Origin of the sequence: Microbacterium gorillae (genome assembly GCF_050990725.1) — a bacterium.
Classification (GTDB): domain Bacteria; phylum Actinomycetota; class Actinomycetes; order Actinomycetales; family Microbacteriaceae; genus Microbacterium; species Microbacterium gorillae_A.
The window spans coordinates 1,842,919-1,864,441 of sequence record NZ_CP158844.1 but is presented as its reverse complement, the minus strand read 5'-3'; the positions used below and the strand labels follow the sequence as shown (position 1 = coordinate 1,864,441).

19 protein-coding genes are annotated in these 21,523 nt (G+C 67.5%); 3 read left to right on the top strand and 16 right to left on the bottom strand.

What is annotated here, in order from left to right:
• Window positions 1-14 precede the first annotated feature (14 nt).
• Entirely contained in the window at window positions 15-1,565 is a 1,551-nt protein-coding gene (locus ABTV68_RS08255) for an MFS transporter (protein WP_433677148.1), read from the bottom strand.
• A gap of 127 nt (window positions 1,566-1,692) precedes the next feature.
• Here ABTV68_RS08255 and ABTV68_RS08250 point away from each other — a divergent pair, with 127 nt between their 5' ends.
• Window positions 1,693-2,223 carry a TetR/AcrR family transcriptional regulator gene (locus ABTV68_RS08250; protein WP_433677147.1) on the top strand — a complete coding sequence of 177 codons (531 nt, stop codon included), beginning with the start codon at window positions 1,693-1,695 and terminating at the stop codon, window positions 2,221-2,223.
• Between the two features lie 138 nt (window positions 2,224-2,361).
• Here the strand turns inward: ABTV68_RS08250 and ABTV68_RS08245 are convergent, their stop codons facing one another.
• The 11 genes from ABTV68_RS08245 to ABTV68_RS08195 all read right to left on the bottom strand — a co-directional run bounded on the left by ABTV68_RS08245 (window position 2,362) and on the right by ABTV68_RS08195 (window position 14,638).
• Window positions 2,362-3,414 (bottom strand): S66 family peptidase, encoded by a 1,053-nt coding sequence (locus ABTV68_RS08245; protein WP_433677146.1) that lies wholly within the window; start codon window positions 3,412-3,414, stop codon window positions 2,362-2,364.
• Between the two features lie 86 nt (window positions 3,415-3,500).
• A complete protein-coding gene (serA, locus tag ABTV68_RS08240) occupies window positions 3,501-5,093 on the bottom strand; it encodes a phosphoglycerate dehydrogenase (protein ID WP_433677145.1) in 1,593 nt (530 codons plus the stop codon).
• A 285-nt stretch (window positions 5,094-5,378) separates the two neighbouring features.
• Complete coding sequence (locus ABTV68_RS08235; protein WP_433677144.1) at window positions 5,379-5,732, bottom strand: hypothetical protein; 354 nt, start codon at window positions 5,730-5,732, stop codon at window positions 5,379-5,381.
• Window positions 5,729-6,265, bottom strand: coding sequence for a DNA polymerase III subunit gamma/tau (locus ABTV68_RS08230; RefSeq protein ID WP_433677143.1), 537 nt, complete (start codon window positions 6,263-6,265; stop codon window positions 5,729-5,731). The genes ABTV68_RS08235 and ABTV68_RS08230 overlap by 4 nt, the downstream gene beginning before the upstream one ends.
• 336 nt (window positions 6,266-6,601) lie before the next feature.
• Entirely contained in the window at window positions 6,602-7,315 is a 714-nt protein-coding gene (locus ABTV68_RS08225; RefSeq protein WP_433677142.1) for a copper homeostasis protein CutC, read from the bottom strand.
• Window positions 7,316-7,466: 151 nt separating this feature from the next.
• Window positions 7,467-8,822 carry an alpha-L-fucosidase gene (locus tag ABTV68_RS08220; RefSeq protein WP_433677141.1) on the bottom strand — a complete coding sequence of 452 codons (1,356 nt, stop codon included), beginning with the start codon at window positions 8,820-8,822 and terminating at the stop codon, window positions 7,467-7,469.
• A gap of 1 nt (window position 8,823) precedes the next feature.
• Window positions 8,824-10,398, bottom strand: a complete 1,575-nt coding sequence (locus ABTV68_RS08215; protein WP_433677575.1) for a M81 family metallopeptidase — start codon at window positions 10,396-10,398, stop codon at window positions 8,824-8,826.
• Between the two features lie 65 nt (window positions 10,399-10,463).
• Window positions 10,464-11,459: an ROK family protein gene (locus ABTV68_RS08210; RefSeq protein ID WP_433677140.1), complete on the bottom strand. Its 996-nt coding sequence runs from the start codon at window positions 11,457-11,459 to the stop codon at window positions 10,464-10,466.
• A gap of 6 nt (window positions 11,460-11,465) precedes the next feature.
• Window positions 11,466-12,356: a carbohydrate ABC transporter permease gene (locus tag ABTV68_RS08205; protein ID WP_433677139.1), complete on the bottom strand. Its 891-nt coding sequence runs from the start codon at window positions 12,354-12,356 to the stop codon at window positions 11,466-11,468.
• A 56-nt stretch (window positions 12,357-12,412) separates the two neighbouring features.
• Entirely contained in the window at window positions 12,413-13,324 is a 912-nt protein-coding gene (locus ABTV68_RS08200; RefSeq protein ID WP_433677138.1) for a carbohydrate ABC transporter permease, read from the bottom strand.
• 39 nt (window positions 13,325-13,363) lie between these two features.
• A complete protein-coding gene (locus ABTV68_RS08195; protein WP_433677137.1) occupies window positions 13,364-14,638 on the bottom strand; it encodes an ABC transporter substrate-binding protein in 1,275 nt (424 codons plus the stop codon).
• Window positions 14,639-14,840: 202 nt separating this feature from the next.
• Between ABTV68_RS08195 and ABTV68_RS08190 the strand changes: the two genes are divergently transcribed.
• On the top strand, window positions 14,841-15,986 hold the full coding sequence (locus ABTV68_RS08190; protein WP_433677136.1) for an ROK family protein: 1,146 nt from the start codon (window positions 14,841-14,843) through the stop codon (window positions 15,984-15,986).
• Window positions 15,987-16,033: 47 nt separating this feature from the next.
• On the opposite strand, the gene ABTV68_RS08185 is transcribed toward ABTV68_RS08190, so the two are convergent.
• Window positions 16,034-17,305 (bottom strand): alpha-L-fucosidase, encoded by a 1,272-nt coding sequence (locus ABTV68_RS08185; protein ID WP_433677135.1) that lies wholly within the window; start codon window positions 17,303-17,305, stop codon window positions 16,034-16,036.
• Window positions 17,306-17,461: 156 nt separating this feature from the next.
• Here ABTV68_RS08185 and ABTV68_RS08180 point away from each other — a divergent pair, with 156 nt between their 5' ends.
• Entirely contained in the window at window positions 17,462-17,815 is a 354-nt protein-coding gene (locus tag ABTV68_RS08180) for a hypothetical protein (protein ID WP_433677134.1), read from the top strand.
• 62 nt (window positions 17,816-17,877) lie between these two features.
• On the opposite strand, the gene ilvC is transcribed toward ABTV68_RS08180, so the two are convergent.
• The 3 genes from ilvC to ABTV68_RS08165 form a co-directional block, all read right to left on the bottom strand.
• Entirely contained in the window at window positions 17,878-18,903 is a 1,026-nt protein-coding gene (gene ilvC, locus ABTV68_RS08175) for a ketol-acid reductoisomerase (protein ID WP_433677133.1), read from the bottom strand.
• A gap of 66 nt (window positions 18,904-18,969) precedes the next feature.
• Window positions 18,970-19,479, bottom strand: a complete 510-nt coding sequence (ilvN, locus tag ABTV68_RS08170) for an acetolactate synthase small subunit (RefSeq protein ID WP_433677132.1) — start codon at window positions 19,477-19,479, stop codon at window positions 18,970-18,972.
• Between the two features lie 76 nt (window positions 19,480-19,555).
• Window positions 19,556-21,358 carry an acetolactate synthase large subunit gene (locus tag ABTV68_RS08165; protein ID WP_433677131.1) on the bottom strand — a complete coding sequence of 601 codons (1,803 nt, stop codon included), beginning with the start codon at window positions 21,356-21,358 and terminating at the stop codon, window positions 19,556-19,558.
• Between the last annotated feature and the right edge of the window lie 165 nt (window positions 21,359-21,523).

The following is a 21,523-nucleotide window of genomic DNA, read 5'->3' as shown; positions in this document are numbered from 1 at the left end:
TCCTCAGGGCGGCATCACTCCGCGTCGGAGTGTGCGACGGACTTCCCTCCCAGCGTAGTGGCCGCGATGACCCCGGCGATCACCACGAGACCCGCGCCGATGAGGCCGGTGATGAGCACGCCCGAGTCGAACGCGTGCGCCGCGGCATGCCGCAGCTGGTCGCCGATAGCGCCGCCGATCTCCTCAGCCGTCACCATCGCACCGGCCAACGTCTCACGAGCGGCGTCCGCCGCCTGCTCCCCCACGCCGTCGGGGACGACGAGGTTCGTGCGGTACAGCGCGGTGAGCAGACCACCGAGCACGGCGGTGCCGAGGACAGCGCCGAGCTCGTACGCGGTTTCGGACACGGCACTGGCGGCACCCGCCTTCGCGGGCGGAGCGCTGGCCAGGATGAGGTCGTTGGAGACGGTCTCGGCCATGCCGATGCCGATGCCCAGAAGCACGAACGCGATCACCAGCGTGAGGAGCGCTCCCTCCTGAGAGGCCAGCGCGGACAACACGAATCCCGCGATGGAGAACAGCAGAGCGACCGGAACGATCACACGCGGTGCCACTCGCTGAGCGATGGGCACGACCACGAGCCCCGCCACGATCATCACCACGAGGCCGGGAACGAGCGCGAATCCAGCGGCCATCGGCGTCAGGCCGAGGATGAGCTGCAGGTGCTGCGAGACGAAGTACAGGAAGCCCACCAACGCGAAGATGCTGAGCATGTTGACCAGGATGGCGCCGGTGAAGCGGGGTGTCTGGAACAGCTTCATGTCGAGCATCGGGACGTCGGCGCGCAGCTGACGGCGAACGAACAGCCAGCCGAAGCCCACACCGATCACGAACAGGATCGGCGCCGGCGAGAGCAGACCCTCCACCGCAAGCTCCTTGATGCCGTAGACGACCGGAACCATGGTGGCGATCGAGAGCGCGATGCTGATCGGGTCGATCCGACCCGGGTTCGGGTCACGCGTCTCGGGAACGAGGAACGGCGCGAGGATCAGCAGCGGGATCATGACGGGCACCGCCATGAGGAACACGGAGCCCCAGGCGAAGTGCTCGAGAAGGAAGCCTCCGACGATCGGCCCCAGAGCGGCGCCGGCGGAGAACCCCGCCGCCCAGATGGCGATCGCCAAGCGGCGCTGGACGGCATCCGTGAAGATCGTGCGGATCAGCGAGAGCGTCGACGGCATGAGCATGGCACCGAAGATGGCCATGGCGGCACGGGCGGCGATCAGCCACCCGGCAGAGGGCGCGAAGGCGGCCAGCGCGGAGACCACGGTGAAGCCGAGGGCACCGATGAGGAGCAGGCGTCGACGACCGAACCGATCGCCGAGAGTTCCCATCGTCACCAGCAGCGCGGCAAGCACCAGCGAGTATGCGTCGATGATCCACAGCTGTTCGATGGCCGACGGCTGCAGCGAGATCGCGATGTCCGGCAGCGCGAACGTGAGCACGGTGTTGTCCACCGACACGAGAAGCACCGGGAGCATGAGGATCGCGAGGGCAACCCAGCCGCGCCAGCTGACTCGACCGGTCTCGATATCGGCACGCAGGGCGTGAGTGTCGACAGACATTTCTTCCTCGGTTTCGTGAACAGGCTCAACTGTTCGGTCTTCGCACCGGAGCAGGGCAACAGTCCGGTTGGTATAGTTATACCGTCCAGCCGGTATAGTAATCAAGTCGCATGAGAGGATGCTGGGCATGGCACGACCCCCGCACGCGCGCGAGAAGGTGATCGACGCCTTCGAGGCGCTCCTCATCGACGACGGCGAGCGAGCCGCCACCATGGACGCCACCGCGCGCGCCGCCGGCGTCTCGAAGGGCGGATTGCTTTACCACTTCGGTTCGAAGTCAGCGATGGAGGAGGCCCTCGTCGAGCGCATGGATCGGCTCGTGCGCGAGGACCTCGATGCGATGACAGCGTCACCCAGCGGCGTGGTGGACGCCTTCATCCGCAGCTCCGCCACCATCAACTCGCCGCTGGACCGCGCCATCACCTCGGTGGGACGTCTGGCCACCTCCGGCTCCCCCACCGCCACCGAGGCGCTGCGCCGGCTGCGCGAGAGCTGGCGCGCCTTCCTCGACCCCCACGTACCCGACGACACGGCCCTCACACTCGTGATGCTCGTCGCCGACGGCGTCTACTTCAATCAGGCGCTGGAGATCGGCTCCGTGGCCGAGATCACCGACATGGACGCGCTCATCGCCCTCGTCCGCAACGTCACGGGCTGAAGAAACCGCTTCGGTGGCAGAGACCATCAACATGGACGCGCTCATCGCCCTCGTCCGCAACGTCACGGGCTGAACCGACTCGCAGCACGCCAGACCCGGACGGCACGCGCGGCATCAGCGCGGCAGCGCCGCTCTTCCTCAGTCGTAGGACGCGGTCACCGTGCGCGCCGCCCCGTCCAGACGCACCACACCGCCGTGGGGGACGATCCACTGCGGCCGGGTGTGACCGAACGGCACGCCGACGCACACCACCGCGTCCGGGTTGTATCGCGCCACCTGCTCGATGATCACGTCTCGCTGCGCCTCGCGCAATCGCGCCCGCTGGGCTGCGGGAGCGAGCGGAACGCCCCGCTCCGCCACCACCGGCCGAGCGACGAGCACACCGTCGACCGCTCCCAGCACGCCGCGCTCTCCGAGCCCGCGTACCCAGCGGCGCACCTCATCTGCACTCGGGAGCGTCTCGCTGGTCTCCAGCAGCAGGATGGCGCCGCCCAGTGCCGCGACCGAAGGCATCCGGTCAGCGAGTGCGATCTGGTCGAGAACCTCGAGGCATCCGCCCCACGTCGGACCGTCGACGACGCGCGCCGGACCCGCCCAGGTCCAGGGTTCCGTCGTCTCGCGCTCCCCGAACGCGTGCAAAGCGCGCGGATCCGTCCACTCCAGACCGTAGTCCTCCGACTCCCCCGGCTCCGTGAGCTCGATGTCGCCCCCGTCCAGCAGCGCCGCGCGCAGCGAGCGCGCGCGGATCTCGTCGACGGCGGGCCCGGCCCCGAGATGAATCTGCGTCGAGCCGCCGTAGAAGCTGCGGACGCCCAGACCCCACAGGAAGGAATGCAGGTTGGTGTTGTCGCTGTAACCCAGAAAGGGCTTCGGATCTGCCGCAATGAGCGCCGCGTCCAGGTGCGGGATGATCGTCACCTGGTCGTCGCCGCCCAGGGTCGCGATCACCGCTCGGATCTGCGGGTCGGCGAAGGCGGCGTTGACGTCCCGAGCGCGGTCGCGCGCGCTGGCGTCCGCGACTCTCGTCGTCGGGTACTCGACGGGGATGAGACCCGTGACGTCCTGCAGTCGCCGGAGCGCCTGCTCGTGAACCGCGGCGGAGATCGCGGGGGCGGCGAAAACCGGAGACAGCACCGCGATCCGGTCGCCGGGGCGGGCGTGGGGAACGGGACGGAAGCGAGGGGATGCCATCGATCCACCCTATGCGGCCCGCACGATGAGAGATGCGAAGGAGCCCGCCCCGGATCCGGGGCGGGCTTCTTCGGTCGACGACCGGGTCAGGCCTCGGTGATCTCGATCTGACGGAACACGTCGGCGTCGATCGCGGAGCTGACCTCTTCCAGCAGCTCGTCCGAGACCGGCGAGTCGACGGTCAGCACGGAGAGCGCGCGTCCACCAGCGGACTGACGTGCGATCTGCATGCCGGCGATGTTGATTCCGGCTTCGCCGAACTTCTGGCCGTAGACGGCGACGATACCGGGACGGTCGGTGTAGACCATCACGATGTGGTGCTTCTCGATCGGAAGCTCCAGCGCCAGACCGTTGATTCCGACGAGCTTCTCGATCTGCTTCGGACCCGTGAGCGTTCCGGAGACCGACAGCTGCGAGCCGTCCGAGAGGGCGCCCGTGAGCGTGATGACGTTGCGGTACTCGTCGGACTGGTCATCCACGAGGAGACGCACGTCGATACCGCGCTGGTCGGCGAGCAGCGGCGCGTTCACGTAGGAGACGGACTCGCTGACGATGTTGGTGAAGACGCCCTTGAGGGCGGCCAGCTTGAGGACGTCCACGTTGTAGCCGCTCAGCTCCCCGTGCACCTCCACGTCCAGGCTCGTGAGCGGCGACTTGGCCAGGGCGGAGAAGAACTGACCGAGCTTCTCGACCAGGGCGATCCCGGGACGCACGTAGGGGTCGATGGCCCCGCCCGCGACGTTGACCGCGTCCGGCACCAGCTCGCCGCCGAGCGCGAGACGCACGGAGCGTGCGACCGAGATGCCCGCCTTCTCCTGCGCCTCGTCGGTGGAGGCGCCCAGGTGCGGGGTGACCACGACGTTCGGCAGACCGAGCAGGCCGGTCTCCTTCGGCGGCTCGGAGCTGAAGACGTCGAGGCCCGCACCAGCGATCTCACCGGTCGTGAGGGCCACTTCCAGCGCAGCCTCATCGATCAGACCGCCGCGGGCGACGTTCACGATGTAGGCCGTCTTCTTCATCGCGGCCAGCTGCGCCGTAGAGATCATGCCGGTGGTCTCCGGCGTCTTCGGCATGTGGATGGTGATGAAGTCTGACTGCTCGAGCAGTTCGTCAAGGCTCAGCAGCTCCACACCCAGTTGCTGCGCGCGGGCGCTGGTCACGTAGGGGTCGTAAGCGACGACGCGCATGCCGAACGCCTGCATGCGCGCGGTGATCAGCGCGCCGATCCGACCGAGACCGATGATGCCGAGCGTCTTCTCGAACAGCTCGGTTCCGGTGAAGGAGCTGCGCTTCCACTCCCCCGCGGACAGCGACGCGTGCGCGGCCGGGATGCGACGAGCGAGCGAGAGGATGTGACCGATGGTCAGCTCTGCCGCCGAGATGATGTTCGACGTCGGGGCGTTGACCACCATGACACCGGCGGTGGTGGCCGCCTTGATGTCCACGTTGTCCAGGCCCACACCGGCACGAGCGACGACCTTCAGCTTCGGCGCCGCCGCGAGGGCCTCCGCGTCGATCTGGGTGGCCGATCGGATCAGCACGGCGTCCGCATCAGCCAGGGCCGACAGCAGCGCGGGACGGTCGGTACCGTCCACGTCACGGACGTCGAAGTCCGGACCGAGCGCGTCGATCGTGGCGGGTGAGAGCTTTTCGGCGAGAAGAACGACGGGCTTCGTCACAGAGGTATCCTTCGATGCGGTTTTTCGCGTGATGGGAGGGGCCGATGCGCCGCACGCCGTCGGGGGCGCGATCGGTGTCAGCCTACCGTCTCGGCGGGGATGCTCCCGTTCACGTGACGTTCCACGCGCATTCAGCGGGCGCCCCTTGGCGCGCGCAATCGAGCACCCGGTGATCGCATCCCGCGCTCAGGCGCGCAGAATGCTGAATCGCTGCCAGAAGCGTCGTTCAGAGTGCGTGATGCGGAATCTCGGAACGACTTCCGTGTGGAGCGTAGCCCTGCGTGATCAGCCGGCGCCGACCAACGACGACTGCGCGGCGACCTGCAGCATCACCACGTCCAACCAGAACACGCCCACGAGCGCGAAGCCGGCAAGGAACAGCAGAGCCTGCTTCCACACCCACAGGCGACGACCCGCGAGCACGACCCCCGCGTACACCAGCACGGGGAAGATCACCGGCATGAGCCCCACCCCCACGCCCGCCGGGGTGAGCCCGGTGTTGCCCTGCGACGCGAGCACGAGCGCGAACACGGCGACCCAGATCGCGAAGGAGTAGATCAGACCAAAGAGGGCAGCGACCGTCCATCGCAACCAGGATCCGGCACCGCGGGTGGCCGGCTTGACCGTCGGTTCACTCACTGGACGCCTCCCATCAGCGCGCTCTCCCAGTTGATGACGAACGGCCACGGCACGAGCAGGACGACGCCGACGATCAGCCAGACGAAGCGCACCCAGGTGCGGCTGCGCAGCGTGAGCACGAACACCACCGCGAACCAGATGGCGGGAGCCGCGATCGCGGTCCACTTGACAATCGTGTAGATCGGCCCGTTAGCCAGCAGCAGGTCGCCGACCACGTCGAGACGATTGCCGCCGATGAACCAGCCGATCACGTACAGCAGGTAGACGCCGGCGAGGATGCCGATGCCCAGCAGCGCGCCGTTTCCCGCTTCGACGGGCTGGTCGTCGTGAACGACCTCATCTCCGGCGAATGACTGCGCCTCGGCATCGTCTTCGTCCCCCGCCGGCACATCGGTGACGGGATCGCCCTCGGTGTGAACGCGATCCGCCCCCTTGCCGACGGCGCGCCACCCGCGCGCCAGCGTCGGCTCGGCTGCGCCGGGGTCGGGTACGGGATCGGCAGCGCCCTGCGGGCCGTCCGGCTCTGTACTCATGCCCTCAGTCTACGGACCCCACTCGCCACGGCCCCTCACGCTGCTCCCCTCACGCCACCCCATCTCCCGCGAGACTTCCGTCTGTGGGCGACAATCGCCGCGTTGCACGGATTCTCGCCCACAGACGGAAGTCTCGCGGTGAATGGTGTGCGGCTCACGACGACGGACGTTGAGGGAGCGACGTTGAGGGACGGACGTTGAGGGACCGACGTTGAGGGACCGACGTTGAGGGACCGACGTTGAGGGACCGACGTCGAGGGACCGACGTTGAGGGACCGACGTCGAGGCACCCGCCTTGAGCAACGCACGTCGAGGGACCGGAGCCAACACCCCGTGTCAGGCGTCGGCGGCGGCGCGTGCGGAGCGCACGAGAGCGTCGGAGACGACGTCATACTCGTCGACACCGCCGCCGGGGCCGGCGGGACTCCCGTCGCTCACCGCGATGCGCGCGGACAGATGGATCGCATCGACGCCGGCGGCACGCAGCGCTGGAATCGCGTCGATCGTCACACCGCCGCCAGCCTGGATCTGCAGTCGGCCGTCGGCCGAACGCACCATATCGGCGAGCACGGCGGCACCGTCGCCCGCCCGCGTGGCTCCGCCGGACGTCAGGATCCGCGTCACACCGAGTTGGACGAGTTCGCCCACTGCCGCGACCGGGTCCGGATGCACATCAATCGCGCGGTGAAACACCAGGTCGGCATCTCCCGCGGCCTCACGCCACCGCTCGACGGCAGTGACATCCACCGAGAGGTTCGGCCGCAGCGCGCCGATCACGACGGCGCCGATGCCCAGCGCCACCGCGTGACGAATATCGGCCGCAACGACGTCGATCTCGTCGTCGTCGTAGACGTATCCACCGGGACGCGGCCGAATCAGCGCCGCCACGCGTTCCCCGCCCACGGCGTCCACCGCGCCGGCCATCACCGCGTGCGACGCGGTGATCCCACCGGTGATCAGCGCCTGGCACAGCTCCACGCGGTCCGCGCCGTTGCCGACTGCCACACGCGCGTCGCGCGGCGACTGAGCCACGATCTCCAACACGGTCATCTGTCCGTCTCCATCATCAGCATCCGGTCACAGCTTTCGTCGTGAGACGCGGGTCCCTCGCGGCGCGCCCTCATCACCACGGCGCGGGGCGCGCGACGTCACCCTGTAGGTTCCTCGCGACGTCCTGGACGGGGGTTCGATTCCCTCCAGCTCACGCCCGCACGGTCAGCGTAGCCACCGCAGCGCCGCGCAGCGCGTCCGGGATCGCGACTGTCGCCGTCCCGTCCGCCTGAGTGACAACCGTCGCCACCTCCGTCCCCGACCACCGCGCATCCGAACCGCTGGCGAGCTCCGTCGGCAGTTCCACAACCCCGGCTGCAGGATCCAGGACGTGCACGTGGGTGCCCACGACGGATGACGTGTACGCCCGAGGAGTGCCCTGGCGCTCGCCGGCACGGATCCACGGACGGGTCGCGTAGATCGCATCACCATTGATTCGCAGGAAGTCGCCGAGCTGCCGCATCGCCGCGAGCTGGAGCTCCGGGATCGTGCCGTCGGCACGCGGGCCGGTGTTGATCAGTAGGTTGCCGTTCTTGCTGACCACGTCGACGAACAGCCGAATCAGATCGGTGCCGGACAGGGACTGCTCCGGCCCCTCAGCCTGGTTGTAGCCGAAGGAGTAGCCGAGGCCGCGTGTCGACTCCCACACCTTCTCCTGCACGTCCTCGATGTGCGTGTACTCGCGGGTGAGGAAGCCGTGGTATGGTACGCCCCAGCGGTCATTGACGACGCCTTCCGGAACGGCATCGAAGTACCGGCGCAGCAGCGCGGCCACCGCGAACTCATCGTGCCCCTTGCCGCCATCGGGCCAGTCGATGTCGTTCCAGAGCACGTCCGGTGCGTAGCGCTCGACCAGCTCCTCCAGCTGCGCGGCGGCATACCGGGAGTACTGCTCGTCGTTGCGACGGAACCGGAACAGATCCGTGTCGCTCTCGATGGCAGGGAAATCCCCCGTGTGCCAGTCCAGTGCGCCGGAGTAGTAGACGCCGAAGCGGGCACCCTGACGACGCGTGGCATCGTGCAGTTCGCCGATGAGGTCGCGGCGCGGACCCCGACGGGCGGCGTTGAAGCCGCTGGTCGCCGTGTCCCACAGCGCAAAGCCGTCATGGTGCTTGGTGGTGGGGATGATGTACTTCGCCCCGGCTCCCACAAGCTCCGACACCACGGCGTCGGCGTCGAAGGCCTCCGCGTGCCACAGCTCCGCGAGGTCCTCGTAGCTCGTTCCCGTGCCATACACCTCCTGGTGGCGCAGCCACGTGGGGCTGCCCGGGATGCGCACGGTGTTGCCGTACCACTCCGCGTACTGGTGGTAGGCGTACGCGTCCTCCGTGGGGATGTGGACCCCGGGTCCGTGCTGAATCGCCCACGCCGGCACCGAATACAGCCCCCAGTGGATGAAGAAGCCCAGCTTCGCATCGCGATACCAGTCGGGCACCGCTCCGGTCAGCGGATACTCGGGGCCCTCCGCGCCGAAATCAGGACCGACGCGCTTCTCGAAGTTCATCATGTCAGCGCACCTCTCCGCCGTCGGCCACATCGGATTCGTTGCCGCGCCGGGTGACGACGGGCGTCAGATCGGGCTCGATGCCCGCGTCATCGAACGGATACACGCCGGGTTGGAGCCGGTGGTGCCCCAGCCGCAGCAGATCCTGGTCGACGCCGCCCGGGGTGAGGGCGAGGATCCAGTCCGCCGCAAGGTTATAAAGCTCCGGCTCGAGATAGCCGATCTTCACGATCACGACATCGGCGCTCTCCGGCTCGAGACCGAGCATGCGGAAGTCGTCCAGGTGGTGGAACGGCTTCCGACGTTCCGTGATGATCGAGAACACGCTCCCCGCCCGAACGACGACCTGCGTGCCGGCTTCCGGGTCGCCGTCGGTGATCGAGAAGACCTCGCCGGTGATCGTGACGGGACCGCGCGGACCGGGATCCACGCGCCCGCCGACCTCAAGGGTGACAGTGCTGCCAAGGCCCGCGGCGACGGCCTGCGCGACGGCGGCGGCATCGAACACCGAGGCATGAATGACGGTGCGACCCGGCTCCTGCAGATCCGCGCGCTCCACCAGCTGACCGAGTGTCCAGGACACATCCCCCGCACCGCCCGCAGTGGGATTGTCGCCGGAGTCCGAGATGAGGAACGGCCGCGCGGCGCTCGGAGCCAGCGCACGATCCAGTGCCTCGTCAAGCGTTGCCGTCGGACCGACGAAGACGAAGTCGGCGCGCGCGTCCCAGTACCGCCGCGCCAGGCGCTCGGCCTCACGCGCGATGAGCTCGGCGTCGTCGCCCGTCACCACGACGATCGCCATGTTTCGGGGCTCGTCAGCCCACGCGTAGCCCACCCACACGGCGGCGTCCACCACGCCCGGCAGCGACTCGACGCCCGGGATCTCGTCGTAGATTCCCTTCGCCGGCTCGAGCCGGGTGCTCGTCTTCTCGCCTGGCAGCAGGACGGGAACGGGCACCCAGGCCTTCAGCGGGCGCCGTTCGAGCGGGTCGGCACCGTGCTCGCCGCGCAGGCGTGCGAGAAGGTTCCACACAGCACGCTCCTTGGTGTTCATCCAGTCCTCGTGCGGAGCCATCCGGTAGCAGGTGAGGAGATCGACGGCGTCCAACAGCACGCGCGAGACGTTGCCGTGCAGATCCATCGACGTGCTCACGAGGGTGTCCGGCCCGAGCTCTCGGCGCACCGCCTCCGCGAGATCGCCTTCGGCGTCGTCCATGCCGACCACGCTCATCGCGCCGTGGATGTCGAAGAAGAACCCGTCGAAGGGCCCGCTCTCGGCGATCGCGGCGCGGATGCCGTCCACGATTCCGGCCTTCATCCGCTGGTACGTCTCCGGTGCCACGGCACCACCCGGCAGGGATCGTCCGTGGGAGATCGGCGTCCACGCGGCGGCCTCCCCCAGCTCACGCCCGGCATCGAGGAAGGGGTAGTACGCCAGCAGGTCATCGCCCTCACGGATGGTAAACGCCTCATCGCCGGAGATGTGCGGTGAGAAGGTGCTGGATTCGATCGAGATGCCGCCGATCCCGATGCGCGGACGGGTGAGTCCGCCCTCGGCGACGGGGGCAAGCGGACCCATCCAGATCTCGTGGGCTTCCGGTCGTTCGGTCACGGGGGCTCCTTCTCTGAGGCGCGGGAAGAGTTTCAGGCTGTCGGTCGGCTGCCGACCGACAGAGATGGTTCAAGGAAAGACAGTGCGCGCGAGCGCGCGGCAGCAGCGGCACCGAGAGCGACCGCATCCGATCCGAGGGCGGCGGGGATGATCCGGAGCGGGGCACCCGACACGGGCGCATCGGTCTGGAGCGTCGCGGTGATCGCGGGCTCCAGCAGGTCCCACGCATGGGACACTCCCCCGCCGATCACCGCAACGTCCAGGTCCACCAGCGTCGCCGCACTGGCGCACGCCAGCGCGACGGCACGCCCGGCGTCATGGAACACGGCGATGGCGTCAGCGTCCCCACCCCGCGCGAGCTCGGCCACCTCTGCGCCATCGAGACCGGTCGCTCCGGACAACTCGCCATAGCGCAGCGCGATCGAGGTGCCCGAAGCCAGCGTCTCCAGATGCCCGATCTGACCGCAGGTACACACCCGATCGCTGTAGCCCGGGGTGTGGCCGATCTCACCGGCCGCGCCGTTCGGACCGTGTCGGAGGGCGCCGTCGAGGACGAGCGCGCCCCCGACTCCGGTGCCGAGCATCACGCCGAGCACATCGGAGCCGTGCCCCGCGCCTGCCGCAACCTCTCCGAGAAGGAACGCGTTGACATCGTTCTCGACCGCGACGGGAACACCGAGGCGATCGGTGAGAGCCGCCGCGAGGCCGAAGCCCACCCAGTCGGTGAACATCGCCGACGCCGCGAGGATCGTCCCGTCGACAGGATCCACGACGCCCGCTGCCCCGGCACCCGCCGCCCGCAGGCGACCGCCGACGCGGCTCACGAGGTCCCGCGTCAGCTCGGCGGCGACATCGGCCATGGCTGCGCCGCCCTCCTGGGCGGGAGCGGAGACGACGCCGCGCGCGAGCACGGAGCCGTCTGCTCCCGTCACCAGGACGGCGATCTTGGTTCCGCCGATGTCGATGCCTGCGACCAGGTCGCCTTCGTCGTATGACGCCGTATCGACGGCGTGCGCATTACCGCTCATGAAGGATCAACGACCGCCCATGCCGGCCATCGCGATGCCCTTGACCAGGTGCTTCTGCAGCACGATCACGAGCACGGTGGTGGGGATCATGGAGATGATGGCCGCGGCCATCTGCAGATCCCAGCGCGTGCCGTTCTGACCGGCGAAGCTCGCGAGACCGATCGGCAGCGTGCCGAGCGCGGAGGTGTCACTGACCACGATGAGCGGCCACAGGTAGCTGTTCCAGAAGGACAGGAAGGTGAACACGGCGAGCACGGCGACGGCCGATTTCGACAGCGGCAGGATGATGCTGAGGAACGAGCGCAGCGGATTGGCGCCGTCCACGCGTGCCGCCTCCTCCAGCTCGAAAGGGATTCCGCGGAAGAACTGGCGCATCAGGAAGGTGCCGAACGCGCCGAACGCGAACGGCAGCACCAGCGCCTGCATCGTGTTGACCCAGCCGAAGTTCTGCATCAGCTGGAACATCGGGATGACGAGCACCTCAGCCGGAACCATCAGGGTGGCGAGGAACAGGATGAAGACGGCGTCTCGTCCCTTCCACCGCAGGCGTCCGAAAGCGTAGCCGGCCGCTGTCGACACGATGATGACGACGAGAGTGCCGAGGATCGCCACGATGAAGGAATTCACGATGTAGCGCACGAAGGGTCCGTACTGGAACACATCGACGAAGTTGGACCACTTCACCTGCGAGCCGATCAGCGTCGGCGGCATCGAGAAGATCTCGACGTTCGGCTTCAGCGCCGAGAAGAACGCGTAGATCAGAGGCGCGACGAAGATCAGCGCCGCGATGTAGATGACCACGTGGGCGAGAACAAGCCGCACCTTGGCTGCGGGCGTGGTTTGCGCCCCGCGCTTGCGTAGGCGCGTGGTGGGAGAAGTGAGGGTCTCAGTGCTCACGATGCACCTCGTTCTGCTGGGCGGGTGAAGCGATGTTCACGGAAGAACTCAGCGTTTCAGTGCTCATAGTGCACCCACTTCTTCTGCGCGGTGAACTGCAGTCCCGTGATCACGATGATGATGGCGAACAGGATCCAGGCGCCGGCCGCGGCAAGGCCCAGGTCGCCGAAGGTGAAGCCCTGCTCCCAGATGTACATCACGAGGGGTTTGGTGGCGTTGCCCGGCCCACCGCCGGTGAGCAGCTGGGGCTGTGCGAACACCTGGAGGGAGGTGATCATCGTCATGATCGCCGCGAAGAACACGGACGGCGAGATCATCGGCAGGATCACGCTCCACACGCGACGGAAGCCCTGGGCTCCATCGATCGCAGCGGCCTCCAGCACGCTGTCGGGCAGCTGCTCGAGTGCGGCGGAGAAGATCAGCATGTTGTACCCCAGCCCCTGCCACACGCTCATCGCGACGACCATGATCATCGCCCAGGCCGGGTCTGCCAGGAAGTTGGGAAGAGTGATACCGAAGAAGGACTGCGAGACGCCGTTGAACAGGCCCTGCGGCTGCAGCATCATCTTCCACACCAGCACGTTGGCCACCATCGGGGTGACCACGGGGATGAAGAAGAGGACGCGCAGCGCGCCGCGACCGCGGATGCGCGGGCCCAGCCCAAGGGCGAGGGCCAGCGAGAGCGCGATGCTCAGCGGAACGTAGAGGATCGTGTACACCGCGGAGTTGCGCAGCGCCGGCCAGAAATCGGGGCTCTTGCTCGGGTCGAACAGCTTCGCGTAGTTGGCGAAGCCGTTGAAGGTACGGTCGCCGAACACGGGCCAGTCGAAGACGCTCATCACGATCGACAGTCCCACCGGGACGATCGTGAACAGGGCGAGCCCCACCAGGGCTGGGCTTGCAAAGCCCAGCGCCCAGCGGGACTCGACCCGCGCGAGCGACCCTCGACGATTCTTCGTCTTGGTCATCTTGCTTTCTCTCGGTTCACTGCGGGACGCTCGAAGGCGTCAGTTGCCGAACTGCGACTGCGCGTTCTTCAGCAGGTCCGCCATGGTCATCTGGCCGCTGTAGACGGAGACCAGGTTGGGCTGGATGTAGTTGTCGAGCTTGTCCCAGTTCTTCGTCATGTAGAGCGGCGTGGTGCTGGCGAAGGCGGCCTCGAACACGGACTTGACCTGGTCGCGGTACTTCTCATCGATCGACTCGAAGTACAGCGGCTGCGACGCGGTGCGCGCCGGGTAGGAGCGACCCGAGGACGCGATGTAATCCTGTGCGTCCTTGCCGAGGAGCGAGCCCATGACCTTCAGCGCGGCCTCGGGGTTGTCGCAGGTCTTGGCGATGCCGTAGCCCGAGCCGAGGATCGGCCCGACGCTGCCCTTGGCGCCCGCGGGGAGCGGAGCCATGCCGGCGGCGAAGCCGGATTCGTTGGTGAGGTAGCTCACAGCGTTCCAGGTGCCGTCAACGGCCATCGCGGCGTTTCCGCTGGAGTACTGGTCCTCACCCCAGCCGGTGTCGGAGGCGGAGGCCACGGGGGCGGCCACCTTCTTGTCCGTGACGAGCCCGGCGTACCACTCGGCGGCCTTGACGAAGTCCGGGTTGTCGATCTCGAGCTTGCCGTCGGCATCCGCCGGCTGGGTGCCGGACATCGAGATGGGCAGCGACACCCACTGGTATCCGCCCATGCCCATGCCGAAGCCGAACTTGCCGTCCTTGGTGGCGGCGGCGGCGGTCTTGTCGAAGTCGTCGAACGTCCAGCCGATCTCCGGCGTGGGGGCACCGGTGGCGGTCAGCATGTCCTGGTTGTAGTAGACGAGCATGGTGGCCACGTCGAAGGGCAGACCGTACAGCTTGCCCTCGAAGCCGAGGATGCCATCGGCACCCACGTTGAAGTCCGCCAGGTCGAGGCCGGCGGTCTTGAGGTCCTCATCGCTCAGCTCGCGGAAGCCGGCGGTGTAGCCGCCCAGCTGCGCGCCGCTCATGCCCGAGACGCACGCCATGTTGCCCGACGCCATGTTGGTGGTGAGCTTGGTGAAGTAGTCGCCCCACGGAGCGGTCTGCAGCTTGATGTTGATGTCGGGGTTCGCCTCCTGGGCGAACTTGACCTGCTCCTGGAGAGCCTTGGTGTCGGATTCGCTGCCCGACCACATGTCCACGACGATGGTGGGCTTGTCGCCCGAGCCGCCGGAGCCCGCGTTCGACCCGTCGGAGCCGCCGGAGCAACCGGTGAGCACAACAGCGATGCCGGCGGCTGCCGCCACCGCGCCAACGCGCAACTTCTTCATTGAATGCCTCCTCGGCGATTGGGGACACTTAGTTCGAGACTCGAACCAAGCTGGTGCAGTTGTGTGTAAAGTCACCATGTCAGAGTTCGATGATCGACACAAGTCGAACATCGGACCTTTACCGAAGCTTGATAAATCGTCATGCTGCATCGTCCGCGCTCTCGGGCCGGTAACGTGACAGAACGCTCGACAGAAAGATCCCATGTCTTCCGTGACTCCTGCCCCGTCCGACGACGCCGCCCTGCGCGATGCGCTCCGTCTTGTCGCGCATGGCGAGGCGATCTCGCGCTCCCAGCTCGCTGAGCGCCTCGGCCTCGCGCCCTCGACCGCCGGCCTCCGGGTGCAGACGCTCATCGATGCCGGGCTCCTGCGGGAGGGTGCCGATGGCGCTTCTCGTGGCGGTCGACGCCCACGCACGCTGCACATCGACGATGACGCCGGCGTCATTCTCACCGTCGACCTCGGCGGCGGTCACGCCCGCATCGGACGCCACGCGCTGAGCGGCAGCCTGCAAGAGGTCATGAGCGTGCCGGTGAACCTCGCCGACGGCCCCGACGCGACGATGACGGTGGTGACGGCTGCCTTCGATCGCATCGCCGGCGATTCCCGCATCCGTGCGATCGGCGTGAGCCTGCCCGGCCCGGTGGACATCGAGACCGGCACCGTCGTACAACCCTCACGGATGCCCGGCTGGCCCGGCTTCCGGGTGGATGAGCACCTGCGCGGTCGCTACAACGCTCCGGTGGCGGTGGACAACGATGCGAATCTCGCCGCCCTGGGCGAGCATCGGGTTCACTTCGGAGCCACCCATCACAGCATCACGGTGAAAGCCGGAACGGCGATCGGCTCCGGCATCATCGTCGATGGTGCCGTGCACCGGGGCGCGACGGGAGCCGCGGGTGACATCACGCACACGCGTATCGACGGCAGCGGCGACCTGCCGTGCTCGTGCGGAAACACCGGATGCCTCGAGACGGTCGCCAGTGGTGCCAGCCTGCTTCGACAGGCGCAGGCCGCCGGGCTGGACGTCCACACCCCGGCGGACGTGATTGCTCTCGCCCTCGATGCGGAACCGGTCGCCACCACGCTGGTGCGAACCGCAGGTACGCACCTTGGCCAGGCTCTCGCGGGCGTTGTGAACTTCTTCAACCCGCACGCCGTGTTCCTCACCGGGAGCCTGACGGTTGCGGAGCCGTTCCTGGCCGCGGTGCGCAGCCGCGTCTACGAGGTCTGCCACCCCCTGGCGACGAAGTCCCTGCGGATCGAAGCCGCGCGAACCGGGGCAGACGCGATCCTGTTCGGCGCCGCAGACCTGGCCTTGGATCTCGTCGAGATCCCCCAGAGCTGACCCGCCGACCCCGCGCGCTGCCGGGGTCGGCGGGTGGCCGGGTCAGCTCACACGCCGTCGACGAGGCGCAGTTCGATGACCGGAACGAGCACGTCGGGGCGACGAACCGGCAGATGCACGGTCAGCGTGCCCTCGGCTTCGCCGGCGGGCGTCATGAGTCCCGCGACCTGCTCCGGATCGGTGACCGAGGTCTTGAGCCACGAGCCGTCGTTCAACAGCCGCGCGTACGTGACCTTCCCTGCGAGCTCAGGCAGGTGCACGAAGCCCAGCGGCCACGAGAACAGGTGCACGTAGAGGCGGTCGCCGCGGCGCGTGTATACGCCCTCGCGTGGCGGGACGAAGTCCGCGTGGCCGGCCCCCACGATCGCATCGCGGTGCAGCTGCATCCACTCCCCGATCGCCGAGAGCGTGGCGATGTCTCGCGGCGGGATCGCACCGCGCCCATCGGGACCGGTGTTCAACAGCATGTTGCCGTCCATCGACACCGAGTCCGCGAGCATCTGAACCAGCAGCGTGGCCGATTTCTGGTCGGTGTTGTCGCGGTGGTAGCCCCAGGAGCCGTTCAGCGTCTGACACGCCTCCCACACCTGTGGCGTGCCGTCAGCGGAGACGATCGGCGCGGTGGGCTGATACTGCTCCGGCGTGACGAAATCTGCGGGAATTCCGAGACGATCGTTGACGAGCATGGCGGGCTGCAGTTCGCGGCAGAGCGCGAGGAGGGCCTCCGCGTCCCAGTCCTCCGGCCCCTTGCCCTCCCAGCCCTGCTGGGCCTCGGGATAGGTGAAGTCGAAGAAGAAGTAGTCGATCTCGCCGTAGGCGGTGAGCAGCTCCCGGACCTGGCCGTGCAGGAACCCCCGGTAGCGCGCCATGTCGCGGCCCTCGTTCAGGGCATGCGCGTTCTCGTCGTCGCGGCGCGGATGATTCCAGTCCACGGTGAAGTCCGGGTGGTGCCAGTCGATGACCGAGTGATAGAGCCCGACGCGCACGCCCTCCGCGCGCAGTGCATCGACGAACTCGCGGACGAGGTCTCGCCCACAGGCTGCGACGCTCGTGAAGTCCGTGAGTTTCGAGTCCCAGAGTGCGAAGCCGTCGTGGTGCTTGGTGGTGAGCACCACGTACCCCATCCCGGTCGCCTTCGCGCGGCGGGCGATCTCCCGCGCATCGAACCGGTCCGGATCGAAGTTGTCGAAGTACTGGCGGTAGTCCGCATCGGTCAGGCGCTCGTAGTTCTGCACCCACTCGTGCCGGGCCGCCCCGCTGTACAGCCCGAAGTGCACGAACATTCCGAATCGCGCCTCGTCAAACCACTGCTGCCGCATCATCGCCTCCCAGGTCAGGTTGCTCCCATCCTGTCATAGACATCGGATGTATACGAGCCTTCTGAAGCGTTGCGGGCCAAAATGCGGTCGATTGATCCGAGGTGTGTCTCTCTGAAGCCCCTCGCGCGTACGACACGCGCCTGCAACACTGGAGGCATGTCTCTGGAACTCATCATCCGCTGGGAGGACGGCGACACCTCCGCCCTCGAGCACGGCGAGCTGCTCATCGACCAACTCGACGAGATCGATGCGATCGCGGACGAGCACGATGTGCGCTGGCTCAGCTCGTTCGCCGACGATCGTGACATACCCGAGGACTTCGCGGGCGATCCGGAGCAGCTCGCCGAGCTTCTCGGCCCCAACCCGATCTGGCACACTCCCGCCGAAGCGGCCGCAGCGATTCACCGGCTTGCTGATCTCACCAGCGGGCCCGTGGCAGACGGCCTGCGGGAGCTTTCCACGCTGCTGCGCCGCGACACCCGCGCCTTCCAGCTCGACGTCTTGCTCTAGGCGCCGGCGCCTCTCGGGAACGCCGAAGGCGGGGCCGGAAACCGGCCCCGCCTTCGAAAGGATCAGCGTGCTGCGTCACCCTCGGTGTAGTCGTCGTCCGTCTTGGTCCAGGCGAACAGAGCGCGCAGCTCCTTGCCCGTGGCCTCGATGGGGTGCTCCTGCTCCTTGGCGCGCAGCGCCAGGAACTCGGGCGCACCGGCGTCCTGGTCGTCGATGAAGCGCTTGGCGAAGGCACCGGTCTGGATGTCCGTGAGGATGTCCTTCATGTGAGCCTTGACGTTGGCGTCCACAACGCGCGGGCCGGAGACGTAGTCGCCGAACTCAGCGGTGTCGGAGATCGACCAGCGCTGCTTGGCGATGCCGCCCTCCCACATCAGGTCGACGATGAGCTTGAGCTCGTGCAGCACCTCGAAGTACGCGATCTGCGGCTGGTAGCCCGCCTCGGTCAGCGTCTCGAAGCCGGCCTGTACCAGGTGGCTCATGCCACCGCAGAGGACGGCCTGCTCGCCGAAGAGGTCCGTCTCGGTCTCCTCGGTGAAGGTGGTCTTGATGACGCCGGCGCGGGTACCGCCAATGGCCTTGGCGTACGACAGCGCGGTCGCCCAGGCGTTGCCCGACGCGTCGTTCTCGACGGCGATGATGTCCGGGATACCGCGGCCGGCGACGAACTCGCGACGAACGGTGTGGCCCGGTGCCTTCGGCGCGACGAGGATGACGTCGACGTCCTTCGGCGCGTCGATGTAGCCGAAGCGGACGTTGAAACCGTGTGCGAACGCCAGCGTCTTGCCCGCGGCGAGGTTCGGCTGGATCGAGTCGGCGTAGATGCCGCGCTGGTGCTGGTCCGGCGCGAGGATCATGATGAGGTCAGCCCATGCGGTCGCGTCAGCGACGTTCTTGACCTCGAAGCCCTCGTCCTGTGCCTTCTGGGTCGACTTCGAGCCGTCCTTGAGGGCGATGACGACCTCGACACCCGAGTCGCGCAGGTTCTGCGCGTGGGCGTGGCCCTGCGAGCCGTAGCCGACGATCGCGACCTTCTTGCCCTGGATGATCGACAGGTCTGCGTCTGCGTCGTAGAAGATCTCAGTCACTTCTTGCATTCTCCTTGTTCGTGAATCACGTTCTGATGGAAGTTGTGTGGGATGGCCGTCGGCTGCTCAGCCGCGCAGCACGCGCTCGGTGATGCTCTTGCCACCGCGGCCGATCGCGAGCAGACCCGACTGGGCGAGCTCCTTGATGCCGAAGGGCTCCAGAGCGCGGAGGAAGGCGTCCACCTTGCCCGAGTCACCGGTCACCTCGACCACCACCGCGTCGGGCGCGTAGTCGACGACCTGGGCGCGGAAGAGGTTGACCACCTCGAGCACGTTGGAACGGGTGCTGTTGTCGGCGCGCACCTTGACGAGCATGTGCTCGCGCTGCACGGAGGCCGTCAGCTCCAGCTCCACGATCTTGATGACGTTGACCAGCTTGTTCAGCTGCTTGGTCACCTGCTCCAGCGGCTGGCTCTCGACGTCGACCACCACCGTGATGCGGGACAGGCCCGGCACCTCGGTGACGCCCACGGCGAGGGACTGGATGTTGAAGCCGCGGCGGGCGAACAGCCCCGCGACACGAGTCAGCAGACCGGGCTTGTCCTCGACCAGGAGGCTCAGCACATGGCTCGACATGATCAGATCTCCTCGTCGAAGGAAGGCGCGTTCTCGCGTGCGTACTGGATGACATTCAGCGCTTGGCTCGACATGATCAGATCTCCTCGTCGAAGGCAGGCGCGTTCTCGCGGGCGTACTGGATGAAGCTGTTCGAGACGCCCTGCGGGACCATCGGCCACACCATGGCGTCCTTGGAGACGACGAAGTCGATGACCACGGGTCGGTCGTTGGTCTCCAGCGCGAGCTTGATCGCGGCGTCGACCTCGTCCTCCTTCTCCACGCGGATGGCGAGCGCGCCGTAGGCCTCACCGAGCTTCACGAAGTCCGGGACGCGGATGCTCGCGTGCCCGGTGTTCAGCTCGGTGTTGGAGTAGCGGCCGTCATAGAAGAGCGTCTGCCACTGCTTGACCATGCCGAGGGAGGAGTTGTTGATCACAGCCACCTTGATCGGAATCTCGTTGATCATGCAGGTGGCCAGCTCCTGGTTGGTCATCTGGAAGCAGCCGTCACCGTCAATGGCCCACACCACGCGGTCGGGCTCAGCGACCTTCGCGCCCATGGCAGCGGGCACCGAGTAGCCCATGGTGCCGGCGCCGCCCGAGTTCAGCCAGGAGTTGGGACGCTCGTACTTGATGAACTGCGCGGCCCACATCTGGTGCTGACCGACGCCCGCCGCATACACGGCTTCGGGACCGGAGAGCTCTCCGATGCGCTGGATCACGTACTGCGGCGACAGCAGGCCGTCGCTCGTGGGAGCGAATCCCAGCGGGAACTCCGCGCGCAGTCCGTCCAGGTAGCTCCACCACTCCTCGATGTCGGGCTTCGCTCCGCCGGACTGGCCTCGGAAGGCTGCGTCGAGGTCGATCAGCACGTCGCGGACATCGCCCACGATCGGCACGTCGGCCGCACGGATCTTGCCGATCTCGGCGGGGTCGATGTCCACGTGCACGATCTGCGCGTGCGGGGCGAACAGCTCGGCCTTGCCGGTGACGCGATCGTCGAAGCGAGCCCCCAGAGCGACAATCAAGTCGGACTCCTGCAGCGCGAGTACCGCGGGGACCGTGCCGTGCATACCCGGCATGCCGAGGTGCTGCGGGTGCGAGTCGGGGAATGCACCGCGAGCCATCAGCGTGGTCACCACCGGCGCACCCGTCGACTCGGCGAGCGTGCGCAGTTCCTCAGCGGCGTGAGCGCGGATCACGCCACCGCCCACGTAGAGCACGGGCTTGCGCGCCTCGGTCAGCAGCTGCGCGGCGGCCTGGATCTGCTTGCCGTGCGCCTTGGTCACCGGGCGGTAACCGGGGAGGTCGATCTTGGGCGGCCAGATGAACGGTGCCTCCGCCTGCTGCGCATCCTTGGTGATGTCTACCAGCACGGGGCCGGGACGACCGGTCGAGGCGATCTCGTAGGCTGCGGAGATGGCACCCGGAACGTCCTCGGGACGCGTCACCAGGAACGAGTGCTTGGTGATGGGCATCGTGATTCCCACGATGTCCGCCTCCTGGAACGCGTCGGTTCCCATCAGGGTCGAGAAAACCTGTCCCGTGATGGCGAGCATGGGCACGGAGTCCATGTAGGCGTCGGCGATCGCGGTGACGAGGTTGGTCGCACCGGGGCCCGAGGTCGCGATGGCGACGCCGGTCTTGCCGGACGCGGATGCGTAGCCCTCAGCGGCGTGTCCGCCACCCTGCTCATGGCGGACCAGGATGTGGCGGATCTTGGTCGTGTCCATCAGCGGGTCATAGACCGGGAGAATCGCACCGCCGGGAAGGCCGAAGACGTCCGTGACGCCGAGAAGCTCGAGAGTGCGGACGACAGCTTCAGCTCCCGTGAGCACGGGCGCAGTGGCGGTGCGAGCTGGCGGCCGGGGAACGGCCGAGGCGGAGGCGTCGGACATGATGCATTCCTTGTGTGTTGTGTGCGGATGAGAAAGAGTGTGCGGCCGTCAGCTGCAGCGGCGGCTGAACGGAGTCAGCGGCGGGCCGGAGGACGTGGCCTGGACGCGTCGGGTGGAGCGCGGATATTTCGGCGTCCGATGAGACTCACCGGAGCCCAGCTCGTC

Coding starts and splice junctions, on each gene's coding strand:
- ilvN (WP_433677132.1), bottom strand. CDS start 19,479: ATGTCGAGCCATGTGCTGAGCCTCCTGGTCGAGGACAAGCCCGGTCTG.
- ABTV68_RS08215 (WP_433677575.1), bottom strand. CDS start 10,398: ATGGGTCCGCTTGCCCCCGTCGCCGAGGGCGGACTCACCCGTCCGCGC.
- ABTV68_RS08180 (WP_433677134.1), top strand. CDS start 17,462: ATGTCTCTGGAACTCATCATCCGCTGGGAGGACGGCGACACCTCCGCC.
- ABTV68_RS08245 (WP_433677146.1), bottom strand. CDS start 3,414: ATGGCATCCCCTCGCTTCCGTCCCGTTCCCCACGCCCGCCCCGGCGAC.
- ABTV68_RS08190 (WP_433677136.1), top strand. CDS start 14,841: ATGTCTTCCGTGACTCCTGCCCCGTCCGACGACGCCGCCCTGCGCGAT.
- ABTV68_RS08255 (WP_433677148.1), bottom strand. CDS start 1,565: ATGTCTGTCGACACTCACGCCCTGCGTGCCGATATCGAGACCGGTCGA.
- ABTV68_RS08210 (WP_433677140.1), bottom strand. CDS start 11,459: ATGAGCGGTAATGCGCACGCCGTCGATACGGCGTCATACGACGAAGGC.
- ABTV68_RS08250 (WP_433677147.1), top strand. CDS start 1,693: ATGGCACGACCCCCGCACGCGCGCGAGAAGGTGATCGACGCCTTCGAG.
- ABTV68_RS08230 (WP_433677143.1), bottom strand. CDS start 6,265: ATGAGTACAGAGCCGGACGGCCCGCAGGGCGCTGCCGATCCCGTACCC.
- ABTV68_RS08185 (WP_433677135.1), bottom strand. CDS start 17,305: ATGCGGCAGCAGTGGTTTGACGAGGCGCGATTCGGAATGTTCGTGCAC.
- ABTV68_RS08165 (WP_433677131.1), bottom strand. CDS start 21,358: ATGTCCGACGCCTCCGCCTCGGCCGTTCCCCGGCCGCCAGCTCGCACC.
- ABTV68_RS08195 (WP_433677137.1), bottom strand. CDS start 14,638: ATGAAGAAGTTGCGCGTTGGCGCGGTGGCGGCAGCCGCCGGCATCGCT.
- ABTV68_RS08200 (WP_433677138.1), bottom strand. CDS start 13,324: ATGACCAAGACGAAGAATCGTCGAGGGTCGCTCGCGCGGGTCGAGTCC.
- ABTV68_RS08225 (WP_433677142.1), bottom strand. CDS start 7,315: ATGACCGTGTTGGAGATCGTGGCTCAGTCGCCGCGCGACGCGCGTGTG.
- ABTV68_RS08220 (WP_433677141.1), bottom strand. CDS start 8,822: ATGATGAACTTCGAGAAGCGCGTCGGTCCTGATTTCGGCGCGGAGGGC.